Origin of the sequence: Bacillus sp. CFBP9009 (assembly GCF_036541465.1) — a bacterium.
Classification (GTDB): Bacteria; Bacillota; Bacilli; order Bacillales; family DSM-1321; genus Peribacillus.
On record NZ_JAZHFU010000001.1, the window covers coordinates 112563 to 131060 of the forward strand.

The 18498-nt window shown below is 37.2% G+C and carries 16 protein-coding genes; all 16 read left to right on the plus strand.

From position 1 onward, the window contains the following. The first annotated feature begins 109 nt into the window (after window positions 1–109). Window positions 110–289 carry a hypothetical protein gene (locus V3595_RS00645; RefSeq protein ID WP_063235975.1) on the plus strand — a complete coding sequence of 60 codons (180 nt, stop codon included), beginning with the start codon at window positions 110–112 and terminating at the stop codon, window positions 287–289. A gap of 497 nt (window positions 290–786) precedes the next feature. After that, window positions 787–1956 carry a sporulation protein YhbH gene (gene yhbH, locus V3595_RS00650; protein WP_485904903.1) on the plus strand — a complete coding sequence of 390 codons (1170 nt, stop codon included), beginning with the start codon at window positions 787–789 and terminating at the stop codon, window positions 1954–1956. Between the two features lie 1508 nt (window positions 1957–3464). Then, window positions 3465–6062, plus strand: a complete 2598-nt coding sequence (locus V3595_RS00655) for a toxin Cry1Ac domain D-VI-related protein (protein WP_485904904.1) — start codon at window positions 3465–3467, stop codon at window positions 6060–6062. 191 nt (window positions 6063–6253) lie between these two features. Continuing rightward, on the plus strand, window positions 6254–6775 hold the full coding sequence (locus V3595_RS00660) for a hypothetical protein (protein WP_485904905.1): 522 nt from the start codon (window positions 6254–6256) through the stop codon (window positions 6773–6775). Window positions 6776–7384: 609 nt separating this feature from the next. Beyond that, window positions 7385–8740 carry a nucleotide sugar dehydrogenase gene (locus V3595_RS00665; RefSeq protein WP_485904907.1) on the plus strand — a complete coding sequence of 452 codons (1356 nt, stop codon included), beginning with the start codon at window positions 7385–7387 and terminating at the stop codon, window positions 8738–8740. A 57-nt stretch (window positions 8741–8797) separates the two neighbouring features. Beyond that, window positions 8798–8989: a Wzz/FepE/Etk N-terminal domain-containing protein gene (locus tag V3595_RS00670; RefSeq protein WP_485904909.1), complete on the plus strand. Its 192-nt coding sequence runs from the start codon at window positions 8798–8800 to the stop codon at window positions 8987–8989. 59 nt (window positions 8990–9048) lie between these two features. After that, window positions 9049–9492: a YveK family protein gene (locus V3595_RS00675; RefSeq protein ID WP_485904911.1), complete on the plus strand. Its 444-nt coding sequence runs from the start codon at window positions 9049–9051 to the stop codon at window positions 9490–9492. Window positions 9493–9524: 32 nt separating this feature from the next. Beyond that, window positions 9525–10223, plus strand: coding sequence for a CpsD/CapB family tyrosine-protein kinase (locus V3595_RS00680; protein ID WP_485904913.1), 699 nt, complete (start codon window positions 9525–9527; stop codon window positions 10221–10223). Between the two features lie 61 nt (window positions 10224–10284). Further along, the gene (locus tag V3595_RS00685) at window positions 10285–11016 is read left to right on the plus strand and encodes a tyrosine-protein phosphatase (protein ID WP_485904915.1); all 732 of its coding nucleotides are present in this window, start codon (window positions 10285–10287) and stop codon (window positions 11014–11016) included. Window positions 11017–11042: 26 nt separating this feature from the next. Continuing rightward, entirely contained in the window at window positions 11043–12854 is a 1812-nt protein-coding gene (locus V3595_RS00690; RefSeq protein ID WP_485904916.1) for a polysaccharide biosynthesis protein, read from the plus strand. A 260-nt stretch (window positions 12855–13114) separates the two neighbouring features. Next, window positions 13115–13699: a sugar transferase gene (locus V3595_RS00695; RefSeq protein ID WP_485904918.1), complete on the plus strand. Its 585-nt coding sequence runs from the start codon at window positions 13115–13117 to the stop codon at window positions 13697–13699. 96 nt (window positions 13700–13795) lie between these two features. Beyond that, window positions 13796–14419, plus strand: coding sequence for an acetyltransferase (locus V3595_RS00700; RefSeq protein WP_485904920.1), 624 nt, complete (start codon window positions 13796–13798; stop codon window positions 14417–14419). Between the two features lie 12 nt (window positions 14420–14431). After that, complete coding sequence (locus tag V3595_RS00705; RefSeq protein ID WP_485904922.1) at window positions 14432–15592, plus strand: DegT/DnrJ/EryC1/StrS family aminotransferase; 1161 nt, start codon at window positions 14432–14434, stop codon at window positions 15590–15592. A gap of 126 nt (window positions 15593–15718) precedes the next feature. Further along, entirely contained in the window at window positions 15719–15892 is a 174-nt protein-coding gene (locus tag V3595_RS00710; RefSeq protein ID WP_485904924.1) for a hypothetical protein, read from the plus strand. Window positions 15893–15975: 83 nt separating this feature from the next. Continuing rightward, window positions 15976–16176: a hypothetical protein gene (locus tag V3595_RS00715; protein WP_485904925.1), complete on the plus strand. Its 201-nt coding sequence runs from the start codon at window positions 15976–15978 to the stop codon at window positions 16174–16176. Window positions 16177–16928: 752 nt separating this feature from the next. After that, window positions 16929–18425, plus strand: a complete 1497-nt coding sequence (locus V3595_RS00720; RefSeq protein ID WP_485904927.1) for a BglG family transcription antiterminator — start codon at window positions 16929–16931, stop codon at window positions 18423–18425. Window positions 18426–18498: the final 73 nt, after the last annotated feature.

Sequence of the window (18498 nt, forward strand, 5' to 3'; positions counted from 1 at the left end):
ACCTCCTTACATTTGCTCATAATGTCTTATCTATACCCCATATTTCCATTAGATATGTTACGTTTTGGATTTGGAAATATTGGGTATCAATAAGTAGAGGTGATGGCAAATGAGTAAGGAAGAATTGAAAAAAGAACATGTTCCGGAAAATAGCTCCATGGCTAAAGATTATGAAGAGATGAAAGAACTTGGAAAGCAGATGGAAAATCAAAGGACGAATGAAGAATTGAAAGAGTGGGATAAACGCCCAGGTACAGTTCAACATGAAATAGAGGAAGATAAAGATTGATGAATATCACAACCAGAATCATTCTATCTGTGTAAAAGGGTGTCCAGAAAAACTGCTGGTGCACCCTTTTTGTTGTATTCATTGCTTTTTTGATATGTCCCTGGAAGTCTCTGTTTTGAAGATCAATTACGCTGGCATTTGAGTTATCCTATAATCCGACAAAAGAAACCTGCTAAAAAACGAACAGACCTGATGATCATCAGGTCTGTTCGTTTTCTTGAAATATTTATTTTGCAGTAGCATTTTTTTAAAAAACTTTAAAGGGCCTCTAATGCCCATGTCAGGACTTGTCTAGTTCGTAGGTAAACGTCCATTATTGAATTTTGTTGTAAATTATCCAGCATCGCTGCATAAGATAGAGTAATACTTTTCTTTTTATCCGTTTTTTCGCACTGTATTTTTGATTGGAAAACCGGAATGATGTGGGCTTTCCCACACTAATTTATTATATGAAGGAATGATGAAAAGCGTGCAAACATTTTTAAGGGGGGAAGAGAATGTCGGAAGAGAGTAATCAACAGTATGTTATCTCACAGGAAAATTGGTCCCTCCATCGGAAAGGTTATGATGATCAACAACGTCATCAGGAAAAGGTGCAGGAAGCGATCAAGAATAATTTGCCTGATCTAATTTCAGAAGAAAGCATCGTGATGTCAAATGGCCGGGATGTTATCAAGATTCCCATTCGCTCCTTGGATGAATACAAAATTCGTTATAACTATGATAAAAACAAACATGTAGGGCAAGGCGATGGAGACAGTAAAGTGGGGGATGTGGTCGCGAGGGATGGCTCACCGTCCGATGCCGCGGCCGGTAAGGGTCAAGGTGCAGGTGACAAGGCCGGCGAGGATTATTATGAAGCCGAAGTGTCGATGATGGAATTGGAGGAAGCCCTGTTCAGCCAATTGGAACTCCCTAATCTTCAGAAGAAAGAACAGGCGGAGCACACGCTTGAACACATCGAATTCAACGATATCCGCAAGACAGGCCTAATGGGAAATATCGACAAAAAGAAAACGATGATATCGGCTTTCAAACGGAACGCTTTAAGGGGGGATCCAGGTTTTCATCCTATTTATAAGGAAGATTTTAAATTCAAAACCTGGAATGAGATTCAGAAACCGGATTCCAAAGCGGTTGTACTGGCAATGATGGATACTTCCGGAAGCATGGGGTTATGGGAAAAATATATGGCTCGAAGCTTTTTCTTTTGGATGAACCGCTTCTTACGGACAAAATATGAAACGGTGGAAATCGAGTTCATTGCCCATCATACAGAAGCGAAAGTTGTTCCGGAAGAGGATTTCTTTTCAAAAGGGGAAAGCGGCGGTACGATTTGTTCGTCCGTATACCGAAAAGCATTAGAACTTATTGATCATAAATATGACCCCGCGAAGTTTAATATCTATCCGTTTCACTTTTCCGATGGTGATAATCTAACATCCGATAATGTCCGCTGCGTTAAGCTTGTTGAAGAACTCATGAAGGTTTCCAATATGTTCGGATACGGGGAAGTCAATCAATACAATCGTCATTCGACATTGATGACAGCTTATAAGAACATCGATAATGAAAAATTCAGGTACTATATTCTTAAGCAAAAGTCTGACGTTTTCCATGCAATGAAGAGCTTTTTTAAAGACGAGGAAAGTAAGAAGTATGCTTAAAGAAATAAGTTAGCTTGTTCTGGATTGTAGGGAAGTGCCATTCTCTCTACAATCTTCTTTTTTTATTTATCGATCAATCCGATTTAAAAATATTAGTTCCAGTTGGTGACTAATCGAAGGATTCTAAACAAATCTCCCTATGAGGCAGTTGAATAGCATTTGTTCATAAATTCAAGATATGAATTATGGTTTTCGTTCATGACACTCCTTTCCACCCCTTCTTCACCTGCTATGATAACTTCTTACTGTAGGCGCAATATAAAAAATGGTTTATCTCATTTCATTTTTGAAACGTAATGACTTGGAATATATTATAAAATAAAGTAGCAGTGAGGATCCTTCCCAAAAACCCCATTGCAGAAGACCCATTTTCTGAGCGGTTCCAAAACATTGTGCCTTTGAAAACCCCTCTGGCAGCCTGTTCCCTATGATCCTAGGGGGCAGGTTGGTTTTTTATGAATAATTTTTTCGCTCCTTTAAGAAATAAAAAGTACAGGTGGATTGAATATTAGTAGGTCTGCTTTCCTCAATAGCTATTCGATTTTATTTGCGATGCCCACTCTTCCTTTTTATCCTTATGCCATTTAATCCAACGCTAGTTCTTCGGTTGTAAAATCGGCCACTCTCTAATCTGCACCTGCTTTTTCGAAATCCAATGAAAAATGAACTGCATTTCTTTTCTGAACGAATGATTTTACTTTATGAAATACCGTCACTCGCCTATTTGTATATAATGATGCCAGAATCTAAATCTAGATAATATCAACATCATGATAAAGGAGAAAGATGATGTCGAAGCAATTTAACTTTTTTTTACTATGGGTGTCACAAACTTGGTTCACCCTATTGAAATACAGGATCTATTTTATTCAAGCCTTTTTAGTCTTATTTTTGATGTATCTTTTATTAAATGAACAAGAAATAAATACGCTGAAAATCACCCTCATTTTAATAACTTCACTATCCTTTCTTAAAAGTGCCCATGGAAAAAAAGGGTGAATAAAAGTAAAAGTAAAAGTGGTATGTAAGGAGATTACTGTGAAAAGTTCTATGGGCGTGTACCAAGTGCGCTGGATGATATATATGTTCATGTAATCCGACGGAACGTTATGACAATGAGCTATAAGAAAAATAGAAGAAACTCTTCAGGGAATGAAAAGGTTAAATCCTTTCAAGCGTAAATGTGATAAGAGGGAACCAATGGTTTCTCTTATCACATTTTTAGTTATGTAACCATAATGATGTTAACCCCTAAAAGAAACTTTGAATTTTATGGTGTTTAAACGGTGGATTGGATAAGAAGATATGCTTTTATAAAATGCTCGATCATTTCTTCCGATTAAACACATCGCCAAAAATGAAAATAATTACATAAAAATTGATGTTTAATGCCCTAATGTGGTTCCTAAAATGATTTTTTATGAATCATTATTGGAACGAGGTACTTGTCGAAAAAAAGTATTATTAATCTTGTAAGTAAAATTAATTTTTAGAGGAGCGTTTCTTTTATGAAGAAAAGTAAAATGTTAAAACCTATTAACGTTATGACAACATCATTTCTTTTAGCAAGTTCTCTATTAATGCCAAGTGCAGCATTTGCAGAAGAACTATCAACACCAAAGAATGAGGAAAGTTCGAATTCACAAGAGTCTGGGGTGAAAAATCAAGAGGCTCGTACACAAACAACCGAAACTCAATCTTCAGGGAAAGCAGCTTCAAAAATGATGGTAAATGAAGCAGTCGTCAATAATTTTCAAGAGTTGAAGGTTGCCTTAGAGGCGGATAACGGAATTACTGCGATCCATCTTGGACAAAACATTGATATCAGCGGAGCGATTAAAATTCACCCGGCAAAAACGGAAATCGTGATCGAAGGAAATGACCATACATTATCGGAAACGGGAGCTGTAGGAGCATCAGGTGGTATCTATGCCAACGGTAATATATTAAGCAGTGTTCATGTTAAAAACGTAAATATTAAAGGAAAGAACTATTACGGTCTCATTACAATACATGATGTAACAAAAAATGTTGAGCAAATATTCGAAAATGTAAACTACAGTGGGCCACAATTAATCTGGAACCGTAACGGGAAAGCTGTTTTCAAAGGAGTAAACGACATTTATATTAATGATCATACAATGCCAGGTTCAGCACCTGCCCACGAGATGGCAGAAACCGGAAGTGTGGAAATTGATGGTGAAACTAAAATAAGCCATAATAATGGATATGCTCTTATTTGGTCGGTTACAAAAGAACCGCAATTTAAGATAGCTCCAAATGCGAAAGTGGAAATTAAGACACTTCAAAGTGGTTATGGACTATTTTATGCAACAGGCGGTGATGCAGATTTTTCCATTGGAAATAACGCAAAGGTAACGTTTGATGGGGTAAAAGGGGTTACCGGAACTGGAAAGTTAAAGTCATTTAACGTGGATTCCGGTGCAGATGTACAGATGAATAGATCTGGTACTGATTCATACCCAATGGTTTCGCTTTATGGACCGGCCCAGATCAATAATCAAGCGAAACTCCATGTAACTACAGAAAACGGTCATGCTTTGGAAGTCGAAAATAAACCAACCACCATTGATTTTAATACTCCTGAGAAAGTTGTCTTGTCCTCAGTGAAAAAACAAGCAGTAAATAATTTAAGTACCTCGCTTGCGATGAGTATGGATACAGGCATGTTAAAGCTCTGGACGAGTCCGACAGGCGATCCTGCAAATAGTTATGTGGGCAAATCCGGTGGCAATCTTACTTGGCAAGGTATATATAAATATAACGTAGCTCAATCAATTGGTGGTAATCCAGAGAATTTCAATATTGAATTTAGTAAAACAAAAAAGATTGAATTAGGAAAAGATGTAGATGGACAAGCAGAAAAAGACCTAACCGATGCGAAGAACAAAGTGGAAGATCTGTTCACGGACGATAAGTTCGATACATTGGAAGACAAGACGGATCAAGCAGCGATTGACGAAGCCCAAGAAGCGGTCAATAAGCTTCCTGAAGGTGCAGAAAAAGACCGTCTGCAAGACTTATTGAACAAAGCGCAAGATTTATTGAACAAAAAAGAACAAGTAGAAAAAGACCTAACCGATGCGAAGAACAAAGTGGAAGATCTGTTCACGGACGATAAGTTCGATACATTGGAAGGAACGACGGATCAAGGGGCGATTGACGAAGCCCAAGAAGCGGTCAATAAACTTCCTGAAGGTGCAGAAAAAGACCGTCTGCAAGATTTATTGAACAAAGCGAAAGATCTATTGGATAAAGATATAACGGCTCCAAATGCACCGAAACTGAATGAAGTTACAACAAACAGTAAAGAGGTAACAGGAACCGGTGAACCTGAAGCAAATGTGACCGTCACCATTAATTCCAAGAAATATAACGGAGTTGTAGGTCCAGATGGGAAATTCGCGGTTGCAATTCCAAATCAACCAGTCCATACGGTTATTACTGTTACCCTTACCGACGCGGCTGGGAATGTCAGCGAGAGTTCATCTGTTAGGGTAGTACAGTTTATGCCAAGTGAACCTGTAAAGATCAATCCTGTGTATCCAAATGCAGAGGTTATAACTGGGACTGCTCCTGAAGGGGCAACTATCGTTCGCTTATTGGTAAATGGCGAAGCACTGCGTACGGCACCTGTCAATGAAGATGGAACATTCAGTTTATACAGTAAGTATGTAGGATTGGATGAGAGTGGAAATAATAAAACCCTACAAGTAGGCGATATCGTAACGGTTGACTACGGTGTTCGGACTCCATCGAACCTACAAGCTCATACTACGGTAATCAAGGAAGCGGAGAAACTGCAGGTGAATCCTGTAGCTCCTAATGCCGATTATGTTACGGGCAAGGCATCGGAGGGAACTAAGAGTCTCCGTTTGCTAGTGAATGGAATAGCGCAGAGAACAGTGTCCCTTACTCAGACTGGGGCAGGATTCATTAATCCAGATGGAAATTACCAAATTTACAGCCGGTTTATTGTGGATGAAAATGGGGTTACTCGAAGATTGCAAGCAGGAGATGTCATTGAAGTTGACAATGGACCTCTAGTAGTTGGAGGAGAAATAGCAAAAACAGTAGTGAAATAATCAATTTGATAATGATGTAAGAAGGCCTCTTCTATTGGAAGTGGGTCCTTCTTACATGTTTGAAAACGCTTCTTAAAGTGTTTGAGTATTTTTTCGTTTCAAGGAAATGAAGTCCAATTTTTAAATGAGATAAAAGGTACTGAAGAATCTCTCTTTAAGAAGGATTTATATTTTTTAAAAGGAGTGGAATCATGATATTGAAGGGAAGATTCATAGGTATTTGGATCTGTATATTAACTTTAACCATATTTTTGACAGGCTGCATTTCAGGAGAAAAGGATACTAAGGATGATCCAGTAGCAGTGCCAAAGCAAACGGATTCCACCGCTAAAGGTGATGCAGGACAGGAGAAAGACATATCTGGCGTAAGTATTGGGATTGAAGAAGCATTGCAGCTCGAGCATCCAGATCAAAAAGGGAAAAAAGTTTTACAGTTACAGCTGAAGGCAACTAATAAAACGGCAGAAGAAAAATTTGTAGACGTTTTTGAAATGTCGGTATGGAATCAAGAGGATAAAAAACTACGTATCTATCCAGGAGATAATCTGGGCACGAAACTGGCTCCTGGAAAAAGTGTAAAAGGAAATGGGTACTATGTGATTGAAGGAAAGGGACCTTACAAGGTGCGGTATGAAAATACTGAAACGAAAGATAAGCAGGAATGGACTATTAACAAAGTAAAGGACATGACAGAGGACGCATCTGAAAAGTAGTATGTAATTTAGGTTTTGACTGAACATTGGAGTTCCCCCGATGAATGGCCCCCTTGTTAAAGGTCATTCAATCGGGGGATTTGTATTTCCTGAACGATAAGAAGAATTAGAAAAAGACTATGTTCGTTTTTATCAGCTGTTTGCTAATTTTTTTTGAGGGACGTCCATTATAAATGTGAAATGTGTGGGATTAAGTTCTGATTCAAAATGAAATATTTAATTATGGAGATAGGTGTGTTGGCTAAAAACAGATTTAGTTTTACCTTAACCATGCACTTGTACCTCATGTCAAAAGAACAAGTGATTCTGGTTAAATAGGGTAGATGAATCAAAAACAGAACGATTCATTCGAAATCTGGAACCAGCAACAAAAATAATTATGATAATTTATTAATGCTGACGATAAAAATTAACGGGAAACTTACAAGGCGAATTTTCAAGGCGGAACTCTAGGTATGTATTTCAATCATAAAAAATGATATATCTGGTCGATTGTGCTGATTAAGAAAGATAGCGTTAGGAATTTGCTAGTTTTTTGTAGTGAATTTTTGTGGCCTAATAATTTAAATGTTCGTTATGTTCTGATAAGGGAAATGGAGGAGTTGAATCATGATAACAGCGACAACGCAAGAAAGGCAACAACAAAAAAATACTGCCCAATACTCGCACAAATCTGCTCTGCAAAGAGAATTAAAGTACAAGACCGCTAAAGTCGGAGTGATTGGATTGGGTTATGTTGGTCTCCCAACTGCTTGCCATTATGCATCTAAAGGTTATACGGTGACAGGATTCGATGTCTCTGAGACAAAAGTGGAAAGTTTAAATAGCGGAATCAACTATATCAATGATGTAGATAATGACGTGCTTAGAGAATTGATAAACCAAAAGCGGTTTACAGCGACGACGGATATGAAGCAGCTTGGAGACATGAATGTCCTTTTGATTTGTGTCCCGACCCCAGTTAATAAGTTGAAGGAACCTGATATCTCGTATGTGAGGGATGTAGGAAAAATTGTCGCTGAACATGCGAATGAAGGTACAATGGTTATTTTGGAAAGTACAACATATCCAGGAACGACAGAAGAGTATATCTGTACACCATTGACAGATATGGGATATGTGATTGGTGAGAACCTTTTTGTAGCTTATTCCCCGGAAAGAATAGATCCAGGAAATAAAAGGTTTAATTTAAGCAACACGCCAAAAGTTATCGGGGGGATGACGGAAACCTGTACAGACTTAGCGTGCAAGTTCATCGGTCCGACAGCTCATCGTGTTAAGGGGATCCGTGTTGCAGAATTAAGCAAAATCTTTGAGAACACTTTTCGATGGATTAACATGGCTTTGGTCAATGAAATGACGGTACTATGCAATGAATTGGAAATTGATATATGGGAAACGATCAATGCGGCTTCTTCAAAACCATACGGGTTCATGAAATTCACCCCAGGCATTGGTGTCGGGGGACATTGCATACCGGTCGATCCATACTACTTGCTCTATAAAGCAAAAGAACATGGTCATCGGACAAAAATGATTGAACTGGCAGGGGATATCAATGACGGAATGGTTCACTATTCATATAACCGCATACTTGAATTGCTTGCAGCCAATGACAAGCTCATGAAACACTCACATATTGTGGTTTTAGGTGCAACTTACAAAAGTGATATTGGTGATTTAAGGGAAAGCCCGGTCGTCCGCTTACTTGAACGATTACAAAACAAGGTACAGAATCTAACCGTCATCGAACCCTATGCAAAAGAAATCCGAATCAATGAACAGGTTCTACAGGTGGAAAAGTACGATGCTGCCATTCTTCAAAAAGCCGATTTAGTTGTCATTGGAACACCGCACAATTGTTTTGACTGGAAAAGTGTCCATGGTCATGCTTCATTAATATTCGATTCCAAAAATGTGATGGAGGAAAATGGATTGCTTTCTGATAAGGTCATAAAATTATAGGCCGAGAACAAAAAAGTGACAAACGAAAAGGTTTAAAGATGGATTGGAGTTGATTGAATGGCGGAGACACTTAATATAAAAGATCTTTTTCAAATGGTGAAAAAACGCATCGTGCTCATTATTATTATCACAACCTTATTAACGGCAATGACGGGAATCGTTAGCTTTTTCATTCTTTCACCTGTTTACCAAGCTTCTACACAAATCTTAGTCAATCAATTAAAGAAAAGTCAGAACTTTACAATGTAGGTGAGATTCAAACCAATATTCAATTGATTGAAACGTACAGCGAAATCATAAAAAGTCCAATGATGTTAGAAAAAGTCAAAGAACGACTGAATCTTGATATATCAAATACAGCATTATCGGAACAAATAAAAATTGTCAGTAATGGGAATTCACAAATTTTCACCATTAAAGTTGAGGGGGCTGACCCTAAAATTGCCGTTAGTGTCGCCAGTGCAATTACGGACATATTCCAAGATGAAATAAAAACGCTTATGAATGTGGACAATGTCAATGTCTTATCCAAAGCAACTATAGGAGATAATTCCTCACCTATAAAACCGAACCCGATCATGAATACGATCGTTGCATGTTTTGCAGGGTTAATCATAAGTTTAATTCTTACATTCATGATCGAATTTTTCGACAAAACAATCAAGGTTGAGTCTGATATTGAAGAACATTTAAAGATCCCGATGCTAGGCATCGTGAATTTAATGGAAAATAAAAAAAAACGGAAATTATAAATCTATAATTACAACCTCAAGAGGTGAAAAGCTTGACACGCAATAAACGGCATAAAAAGACGGAGATTAAAAAAAGAAGCAGTATTTCCATGTTGAAATCGAAGTCACCTGTTGTGGAGCAATATAGGACAATTCGAACGAACCTTCAATTTTCCGCTGTGGAAAAAGACATAAAGACGATGATTTTCACCTCTGCAAATGCAGGTGAAGGAAAATCGACGACTTCAATCAATGTCGCAGCAGTTTTTGCTCAGCAAGGGAAACGCATTCTCATCATAGATGCAGATTTGAGAAAGCCGAGTGTTCATACTAACTTTAATATGGAGAACTACTTGGGGTTAACGAATATCATATCAAAGCAAAATCAATTACTTGATGCTGTACAACCTTCCATTTACCCTAATTTAGATGTGCTGACAAGTGGGCCAATCCCCCCAAACCCATCGGAGTTGCTTGGGTCTAACGGAATGGTGACAGTGTTGGATGAAGCAAAGCTGAATTATGATTTAGTAATTCTGGACACACCGCCTGTTAATGCAGTCACAGATGCTCAAGTAATAGCGAGTATGACAGACGGCGTGGTTTTGGTGGTGAGCAGCGGAAGCACTGAAATACAGCAAGCACAAAAAGCGAAGGAATTACTTGAGAATGCAAATGCAAAGCTTTTGGGCGCAATCCTAAATAAGAAAAAACAAAAATATCCTGACGAATACTACTACTATGGTAAATAAAATAAGTAGTTTGGAAGTTCTATAAGTTTAGCATTCGCGGTTAGGCAAAAGAGGGATAACGATGATTGATATTCATAGTCATATTTTACCGAAGATGGATGATGGTGCTGGAGATATCCATGAAAGTATAGAAATGGCGAGAAAAGCTGTAGAACAAGGAATTTCTAACATCATAGCAACCCCTCATTATAATAAGGGGATATATGAAAATGATAAGGAAATAGTCGTGAATGAAACTGCAAAATTAAACCTAGTTCTAGATGAACTGGAAATCCCGCTAAAAGTATGGCCTGGGCAGGAAATAAGGATATCCGATGAACTTTCAGATGATTATGATAATAATGAAATCATGGGCTTGAATGGTTCGCAGTACATCCTTCTCGAACTGCCTTCAAACCATGTGCCAAGGTATACGGAACGATTAATTTATGATCTGCAAATGAAAAGGATGACACCGATCATTGCTCATCCAGAGCGGAATTTGGAAATAATAAAAAATCCGCAACTTCTAAAAGAACTGATTTGGAAGGGTGCCTATTCACAAATAACTGCAGGGAGCATCACGGGCAAATTCGGATGGAGAACAAAAAGGTTTTCCAAATATTTAGTTCAATCAGGTCTTACTCATTTTATTGCATCAGATGCTCATAATGTTGGAAACAGAGGTTTTCAACTCAGGGAAGCACATAAGTTGATTGAGAAGAATTTCGGACAAGAAATAGTCGACGTCTTTAATGAAAATGCCGAGAATGTTTTGTACGGGATGAAAGTTAAAGAACTCTTGTCTGACTAAAAATATTTATATGGGGAGAAGTAGATTTGACATATTATAACCGGCTTTTCACATTAGTCTTACTGGACGCTGTGATTGTTGTGACGGCTGTATTTTTAAGTTATTGGTTATTACATCCGTATAATGAAATATCGGCATTTACAATGACAATTACGCTTATTTTGCTTATGTGTCATTATTTCTTTACTGCTTATTTAAAACTCTATAAAAAGGCTTGGGAATACGCCAGTATCAAGGAAATGTTCAATATATTCAAAGTAACGGCCTTTTCTATTACGATTACTGCCGCCTTTCAGCTATACTTTACCCATTTTCTATATATTAGAGAACTTTTCATTACTTGTATTCTATATATTGCCATGATTGGGTGCTCACGTTTGGCATGGAGGATCTATTTTGAACGATACATTAAGCAATCACCCAATAAAAAAAGAACGCTGATCGTTGGAGCAGGGTCTGCAGGGACGATGATAACGAGTCGGTTGTTAAAATCCAGCAATATAGACTTAGTCCCGGTTGCATTCGTTGATGATGATAAAGCGAAGCTAAGTTTAGAAATCTTCAATATACCTGTAGTAGCAGCAACAAAAGATATTTCTCAAGTGGTCGAGCAATACAAGATCGAACATATCGTGATTGCGATCCCTTCTTTGAAAAGAGAGGAAATAAATGCGATTCTTTCGGAATGCACCAAAGCTTACAAAAAGACTCAAATTGTCCCTAGCCTGGAAGCGATTGTTCAAGGCGGGGTTCCAATTAATGAATTGCAAGATATCCAGATGGAAGACTTATTGGGGCGCTTACCCGTTCAACTTGATGATAAAGGGATTTCAGAAAAGATTGTTGATAGCACAATTTTAGTAACCGGTGCCGGCGGTTCAATTGGATCTGAAATCTGTCGTCAGATTATGAAGTATGATCCAGCTAAAATTGTATTGCTCGGGCATGGTGAAAACAGCATATATGCGATCGAGTTGGAATTGCGGGAGGTTTATGCAGATACAATTGAGATCGTGACCGAAATTGCAGACATTCAGGACCGCGACAGGATGTTTCAAGTAATCGACCATCATCGGCCTAATATCGTCTATCATGCAGCCGCTCATAAACATGTACCGCTTATGGAGTCAAACCCTAAAGAAGCGGTGAAAAATAACATGATAGGCACGATGAATGTTGCGGAGGCATCGGAGGCTGGCATGGTGGATATTTTTGTCATGGTTTCTTCAGATAAAGCCGTCAATCCGACAAGTATAATGGGTGCTTCTAAATGTTTAGCCGAGATGATGATCCAGTATAAGAGTTTGTCGAGTCATACTAAATTTGTAACGGTCCGATTTGGGAATGTACTTGGCAGTAATGGCAGCGTCATCCCACTCTTCAAAAAACAAATAAAAAAAGGGGGACCTTTGACAGTCACTCATCCGGATATGATTCGCTATTTCATGACGATTCCGGAAGCTTCAAGATTAGTCATTCAGGCAGGAGTTCTGGCCAAAGGCGGGGAGGTATTCGTACTTGATATGGGCGAACCTGTCAAAATTGTCGATTTCGCTAAAAAGCTTATCCAACTGTCAGGCTACACCGTTGAAGACATTGGGATAACTTATACTGGAATCCGGCCAGGTGAAAAATTATACGAAGAATTGCTTGGGGAAGACGAAGTTTACTTAAATCAGATCTACCCGCAAATCCATATTGGAAAACCAAAAGAAGTAAATTGGAATGCAATAAGAGATATTATCACAACATATGAAGACATGAGCGAAGAAACGTTAAAAGATAGAATGCTGAATTTGTCGAATTTCAGGAAGAATAACAAAATTCCCATACCGTGATAATGCCTCAAATCCGGGTGATGTTAGCAATTATCAGAAAAGGTAAAGCAAGTGTTACACATTCAAGCAAATTTAATAATTTTACGTTTTTCAATGAAATGAAATTGGGCAATATATTCACCTTTTTAAAAGTGTTAAAGAGAAGTAAGAATAATAGATGCGATGAAATTTGCAATTAATCACTAGAATTCTGTATAGCTATCTGAAGAATTCCTTCGTTTACTTGATAACGATACACAATGATAATTTGGGAGGGAAAAATGAAACGGGCTTTTGAATTTTTGATATCTTGTCTGGCGCTTATATCCTGTTCACTTCTTATGCTGTTTATCGTCATCCTCATCCGTTTGAAATTAGGTTCACCTGTCATTTTTAAGCAGGAGCGGCCAGGACTTAATGGCAAACCATTTTATCTGTATAAGTTCAGAACGATGACAGATGAAAAAGATGAAAAAGGGGATTTGGTTCCTGATGAGAAGAGATTAACCGATTTTGGGAAATTACTTAGAAAATTAAGTTTAGATGAATTACCTCAATTATTTAATGTCATGAAAGGCGATGTGAGTTTTGTAGGCCCACGGCCATTATTAATGGAATATCTCCCATTATATACTTCCGAACAAGCAAGGAGGCATGATGTCCGGCCTGGAATGACAGGTTGGGCCCAAGTGAATGGACGAAATGCAATCTCGTGGGAGAAAAAGTTTGAGCTTGATGTCTGGTACGTTGAAAATCAATCCTTTTTATTGGATATGAAGATCATATACCTTACCTTGATTAAGGTATGTAAACAAGAAGCCATTACCCAGGAAGGACATGTCACAACCCAAAAATTTGTTGGATAATAGGATGAATGATATTGATTTAAGGTTTACCAAAATTCAACTGTACCTGGAGGAAACAAGAAACTCCAAATTTGATGATGTGAGAAGTGATTTGAATTGAAGAAAATCGTAATAATCGGTGCTGGCGGGCACTCAAAAGTTGTTCAAGATATCGTTGAAGCAATGGGTGAATATCGGCTCATGGCTATTTTAGATGATCAATACGAAGTGCTGAAAAGAAAGGGAAATGTATATTTTGGCCCCATCTTAAGCTATAGAAGCTTGTTTATTCATTTTGAATATAAGGTAATTATTGCGATAGGCAGGAACGATTTAAGATTAAAAATAGTAAACGAACTGAATTTAGATGTAATGGATTATGAAACAGTCATTCATCCAACTGCTATAGTGGGTGAAAATGTCTCGATAGGTAAAGGAACGGTCATTATGCCTAATGTCGTCTTGAACGCTGGCGCTAAAGTGGGGAATCACGTCATTGTTAATACGTCTTCAGTCATTGAGCATGATACCCATCTTGATGACTTTATCCATATAGCACCAAGTGCTACCCTGACAGGAGCTGTCAAGGTAGGAACTGGTACCTTGATAGGAGCTGGATCTACGGTCATACCAAGCATAACGATAGGGGAATGGTGTACGGTTGGTGCCGGGTCAACCGTTATTAAAGACATTTCTGATGCATCTACCGCTGTGGGGTCCCCAGCTAGGATAATAGAATAAGGAGTGTGTGGGATGGAGAATAAAAGATTGTATCTTTCGCCTCCTCATATGAGTGGGAATGAACAAATGTACATTAGCCAAGCGTTCGAGACAAATTGGATAGCGCCACTAGGACCGAACGTAAAAGCTTTGGAAGAAGAATTTGCCAAATATGCAGGCACTAAGGGGGCGTTGGCAGTAAGTTCAGGAACTGCGGCCATTCATTTGGCATTGCAAGTATTGGGAGTCACCACTGGTGATACTGTATTCTGTTCTTCATTAACTTTTATAGCCAGTGCAAATCCTATCATCTATCAAGGTGCGAAGCCTGTTTTTATTGATTCCGAATCTGATACATGGAATATGTCACCTAAGGCATTGGAACTGGCTTTGGAATATGCGAGGAAAAATCGGGAAATTCCAAAAGCTGTAATTTTGGTCCATCTATTTGGACAAAGTGCAAAGGTAGATGAGATCAAGGGCATTTGCGGGAAATATAAGGTTGCTTTAATAGAGGATGCGGCTGAATCCCTTGGTGGATCTTACAAGGGGAAGCAAACAGGAGCGTTTGGTGATATAGGGATATATTCGTTTAATGGAAATAAAATCATAACAACTTCTGGAGGGGGCATGCTGGTTTCAAATAACGAGGAATACTTACATAAGGCTCTCTTCCTATCTACACAAGCACGTGATCCAGCGCTTCATTATCAGCATAGCTCGATTGGATATAACTATCGTTTAAGCAATATTCTAGCTGGAATCGGCCGTGCCCAATTAGAAGTATTGGATGACCGTGTAAAAGTTCGGAGAGAAATTTTTGATCGGTATAAAAAATCGTTAGGGAACATACCAGGCATTACCTTCATGCCTGAGTTAAAAGATACGATGGGGAATCGCTGGCTTACCGCATTAACAATAGACGACAAAATCAATGGAGTACGATCCAGTGACGTGATTGATGCGTTAGAAACAGAAAATATTGAGTCCAGACCAGTATGGAAACCATTACATTTACAGCCTGTCTTTAAAAATGCAGCATTTTTTACAGAAAGCGGCGATAAAAGCATTTCAAGTATGTTATTTGAACAAGGTTTATGTTTGCCGTCCGGTTCGGGTATGACATTTGAAGATCAAGAGCGGGTCGTGGAAATTGTAAAGGAAGTACTTGAACCGTCCAAATTAGCCCAATGATTCTTTCGTCGTGTGATACGAGTAATTCATTAAAGGAACTGTTGCATGCAGTCACATTTAGCAGATATACCAAAGCCCTTTTAAAAAATTTACCTTCCTTACAATGAAAAGGAGGCAAACCAAAATATGAGAATTACATTTAAACAGATTTATCAAGATATCGACAATTTAGTATGTTTATCCAATAACCGAAATGGTTTGAATTTCAGAGAGATTGAGCTTACAAGAAAAAGACTGGTTGAAAATTTAAAAGCGATAGAACTGCATACCATCATTTTAAAAAAGAAAGATCTTGGATGAATATCCCCATATCATCCTTACCTTTTGAAAATGATTTCATTTTTGGGAGCCTTTTTAAATCTACATTAGAAATGAGCGTGCTTATGAAGATTGGTGATAAAGTTATTTATAAATCAAGGGAATATAAAATTATTTACATCTATAGAAATGATTTAAAAGCCGAGCTTCTTTCCTTTGATGCTAAGCATGAGAAATTCGAATTAGCGCATATATCCCATTTAATAAAGACTAACCCGGCTTATGTAGAGAATCTACAAAAGGGGTCCCCTTATGAAAATTGTTGAGTAGCGGTTGTTGAATAGAATGGCAGATGACACACCACCCTGGAGTTTGGTCAGGCTGTCGAGCAATTCTACACAGTCTTTTTCTTGATTTATCACATCAACATATAAAGACGATGTATCTTCAATATTCTATTGAACCTTGTTGGGGAATGTATTAAACCTATGAATAATTTGTTCTTCCTCCTCAATATGGATGCCTTCTATGAATTTAACTTTTTATTTTCATAAACCTCTTTACCGATTTTTTACATGGAGCACTGCTTTTGAGGCGTTGCTCATTTAATAGTAGCACTGCATTCTTTTAAGATGTATTCTCTTAAATCCTCTATAAAAGAATGAGGTGCTTTTTTTGTCCAGAACAAATGAATGATGTAAAGAAAACCATTATTGCTTAACGATTGATAATGCAAAAGAAATTGTTTCTAAAATGAAATGCTTCATTGTTAATTTGGGTTATATTACTAACTGCATTTACATTTTAAACCTTACAACTATACATAGCTTGTTGATAGTATTCGACGGGTCATGCTTGTTACATCAAAGATAAGTTTCAATAATTGATTTCCCCATACCATATATGAAACGACGCAGGAATAAAATTATGGTAAATTTGGGTAGTAAGTAGTGTGTATTTTCTGTTACTTTTAAAAAAGTGTGGGGGAATTATAAATATTAGGTATTAATACTCAACCTATATATTAATAGTTTTAATAAGAAAAGATATGAAAATCAATAAAGTTAAAGGTGATTGTATGAATCGATTTACTGACCGCTATTCAAAACTGCTGTATCATTTATTTTATGAGGATAACTGGTGTAGTTTAACAGAGCTATCAAAAAAAACAGGTTATTCGAAAAGCACATTATGGCGGGATATATTGCATATGAGTTCAAATCTTCCACCTGAATGGAAAATTGATAAGAATGAAGTGCAGGGCGTGAGGTTAATGAAACCTAAAAACGGCACCTTAGAAGAACTTTGGTTTTATCTTAAAAGTGAAAACACCTATTTTCAAACCTTGGAATTAATTCTTTTTAACAATGGAGTAACGATAAAATATATTACTCAAAAAGTACATATTAGTCGCTCCACAGTGTACCGACAGTTAGAAAAAATAGAAGAAGTATTAAAAAATGCCGAAGTTCAATTATCAAATAGTCCGTTTAAAATTGTTGGGGATGAAATAAAGATTAGAAGATTCATCATGCAATATGTAGAGTATATGTCCGGCAATTTAAATGATTTTATTACTTCCTTTAATCTTAAGGAGTTTCAAGACACTTTATTGGAGCTATTGAAGGAACATTCAACTTCTTTACACATGGGTGCCATACAAAGACTAGCGATAATCCTTCATATCTCCAACATTCGAATAACCCATAATTGTTTTGTGACATTCCCAAAAGTGGTTATAGATGAAAATGAAACATCCACAGCATTCGAAATATCAAAGAAACTATTTAAATTCATGGTGAAATGTCCAAATAGGGAGAAACAGATTTCTGAAATTTTATTTTTTTCTTTATATTTTATGAGCGAAGAGATGTCTTTAAATCGTACCCAAGAACTTCGGTACATTCGTTCCAAACTTAATTCGGAAAGCGGTAAGCCTTTAGGTCAATTTTTAAGTAATCTATCAAAGAAAATTGGGCTGGATGTTTCCCAGGATGATATTTTCATGTACGAATTTGCGCAAACTCTTCGTGGGATATCGTTTGACTTACAGTTAAAAACGGATACGAGAATAAATAATATTTTACAATTCGTTCCTTATTTTGAGAATAATGAGTTATTTGTGATCATTGAAGAAATAGCACAATACATATCGGATGAATTTGCTATTTCTTTTGAAAATATAGAAATATTAGAGATATTCATGTTGGTACAAGCTTCAATTTTAAGAAAACAAAATCAAATGGTTATAGAGACTGCATTAATTTGCCGATCATATGTAGAGAAAGATTATATTCGTGAGGTATTAAAACATCATTTCGGAAACAAGCTAAATATTTATGTAATGGATTTTTCCGATATAGACTCACTTTTCAGAAAAAATGGGTTTGATATCTTAATAACCACAGATTTAGGGCAGTTAATTAATATTGAACACATTCCTGTATATAAAGTTTCTTCATTTCCAACCCCCTCTGAATTAAAAGAAATTAAGATGTTCACCCGAAAGAATTTCATTGATCGGTATGGTTTAAATCCTAATATTTTATATCCATTTGAAGAAGACATTGATTGAGATCAGTCTTAAGGCATTTATTCACTTTGTACTTTACCCCACTGATAATGAACAGTAATATGCAGCAAATAAA

What these genes read in the sequence shown, in the direction of transcription:
- V3595_RS00645 (WP_063235975.1), top strand. Translation starts at nt 110, where the DNA reads ATGAGTAAGGAAGAATTGAAAAAAGAACATGTTCCGGAAAATAGCTCC.
- yhbH (WP_485904903.1), top strand. Translation starts at nt 787, where the DNA reads ATGTCGGAAGAGAGTAATCAACAGTATGTTATCTCACAGGAAAATTGG.
- V3595_RS00655 (WP_485904904.1), top strand. Translation starts at nt 3,465, where the DNA reads ATGAAGAAAAGTAAAATGTTAAAACCTATTAACGTTATGACAACATCA.
- V3595_RS00660 (WP_485904905.1), top strand. Translation starts at nt 6,254, where the DNA reads ATGATATTGAAGGGAAGATTCATAGGTATTTGGATCTGTATATTAACT.
- V3595_RS00665 (WP_485904907.1), top strand. Translation starts at nt 7,385, where the DNA reads ATGATAACAGCGACAACGCAAGAAAGGCAACAACAAAAAAATACTGCC.
- V3595_RS00670 (WP_485904909.1), top strand. Translation starts at nt 8,798, where the DNA reads ATGGCGGAGACACTTAATATAAAAGATCTTTTTCAAATGGTGAAAAAA.
- V3595_RS00675 (WP_485904911.1), top strand. Translation starts at nt 9,049, where the DNA reads ATGATGTTAGAAAAAGTCAAAGAACGACTGAATCTTGATATATCAAAT.
- V3595_RS00685 (WP_485904915.1), top strand. Translation starts at nt 10,285, where the DNA reads ATGATTGATATTCATAGTCATATTTTACCGAAGATGGATGATGGTGCT.
- V3595_RS00695 (WP_485904918.1), top strand. Translation starts at nt 13,115, where the DNA reads ATGAAACGGGCTTTTGAATTTTTGATATCTTGTCTGGCGCTTATATCC.
- V3595_RS00705 (WP_485904922.1), top strand. Translation starts at nt 14,432, where the DNA reads ATGGAGAATAAAAGATTGTATCTTTCGCCTCCTCATATGAGTGGGAAT.
- V3595_RS00710 (WP_485904924.1), top strand. Translation starts at nt 15,719, where the DNA reads ATGAGAATTACATTTAAACAGATTTATCAAGATATCGACAATTTAGTA.
- V3595_RS00715 (WP_485904925.1), top strand. Translation starts at nt 15,976, where the DNA reads ATGAAGATTGGTGATAAAGTTATTTATAAATCAAGGGAATATAAAATT.
- V3595_RS00720 (WP_485904927.1), top strand. Translation starts at nt 16,929, where the DNA reads ATGAATCGATTTACTGACCGCTATTCAAAACTGCTGTATCATTTATTT.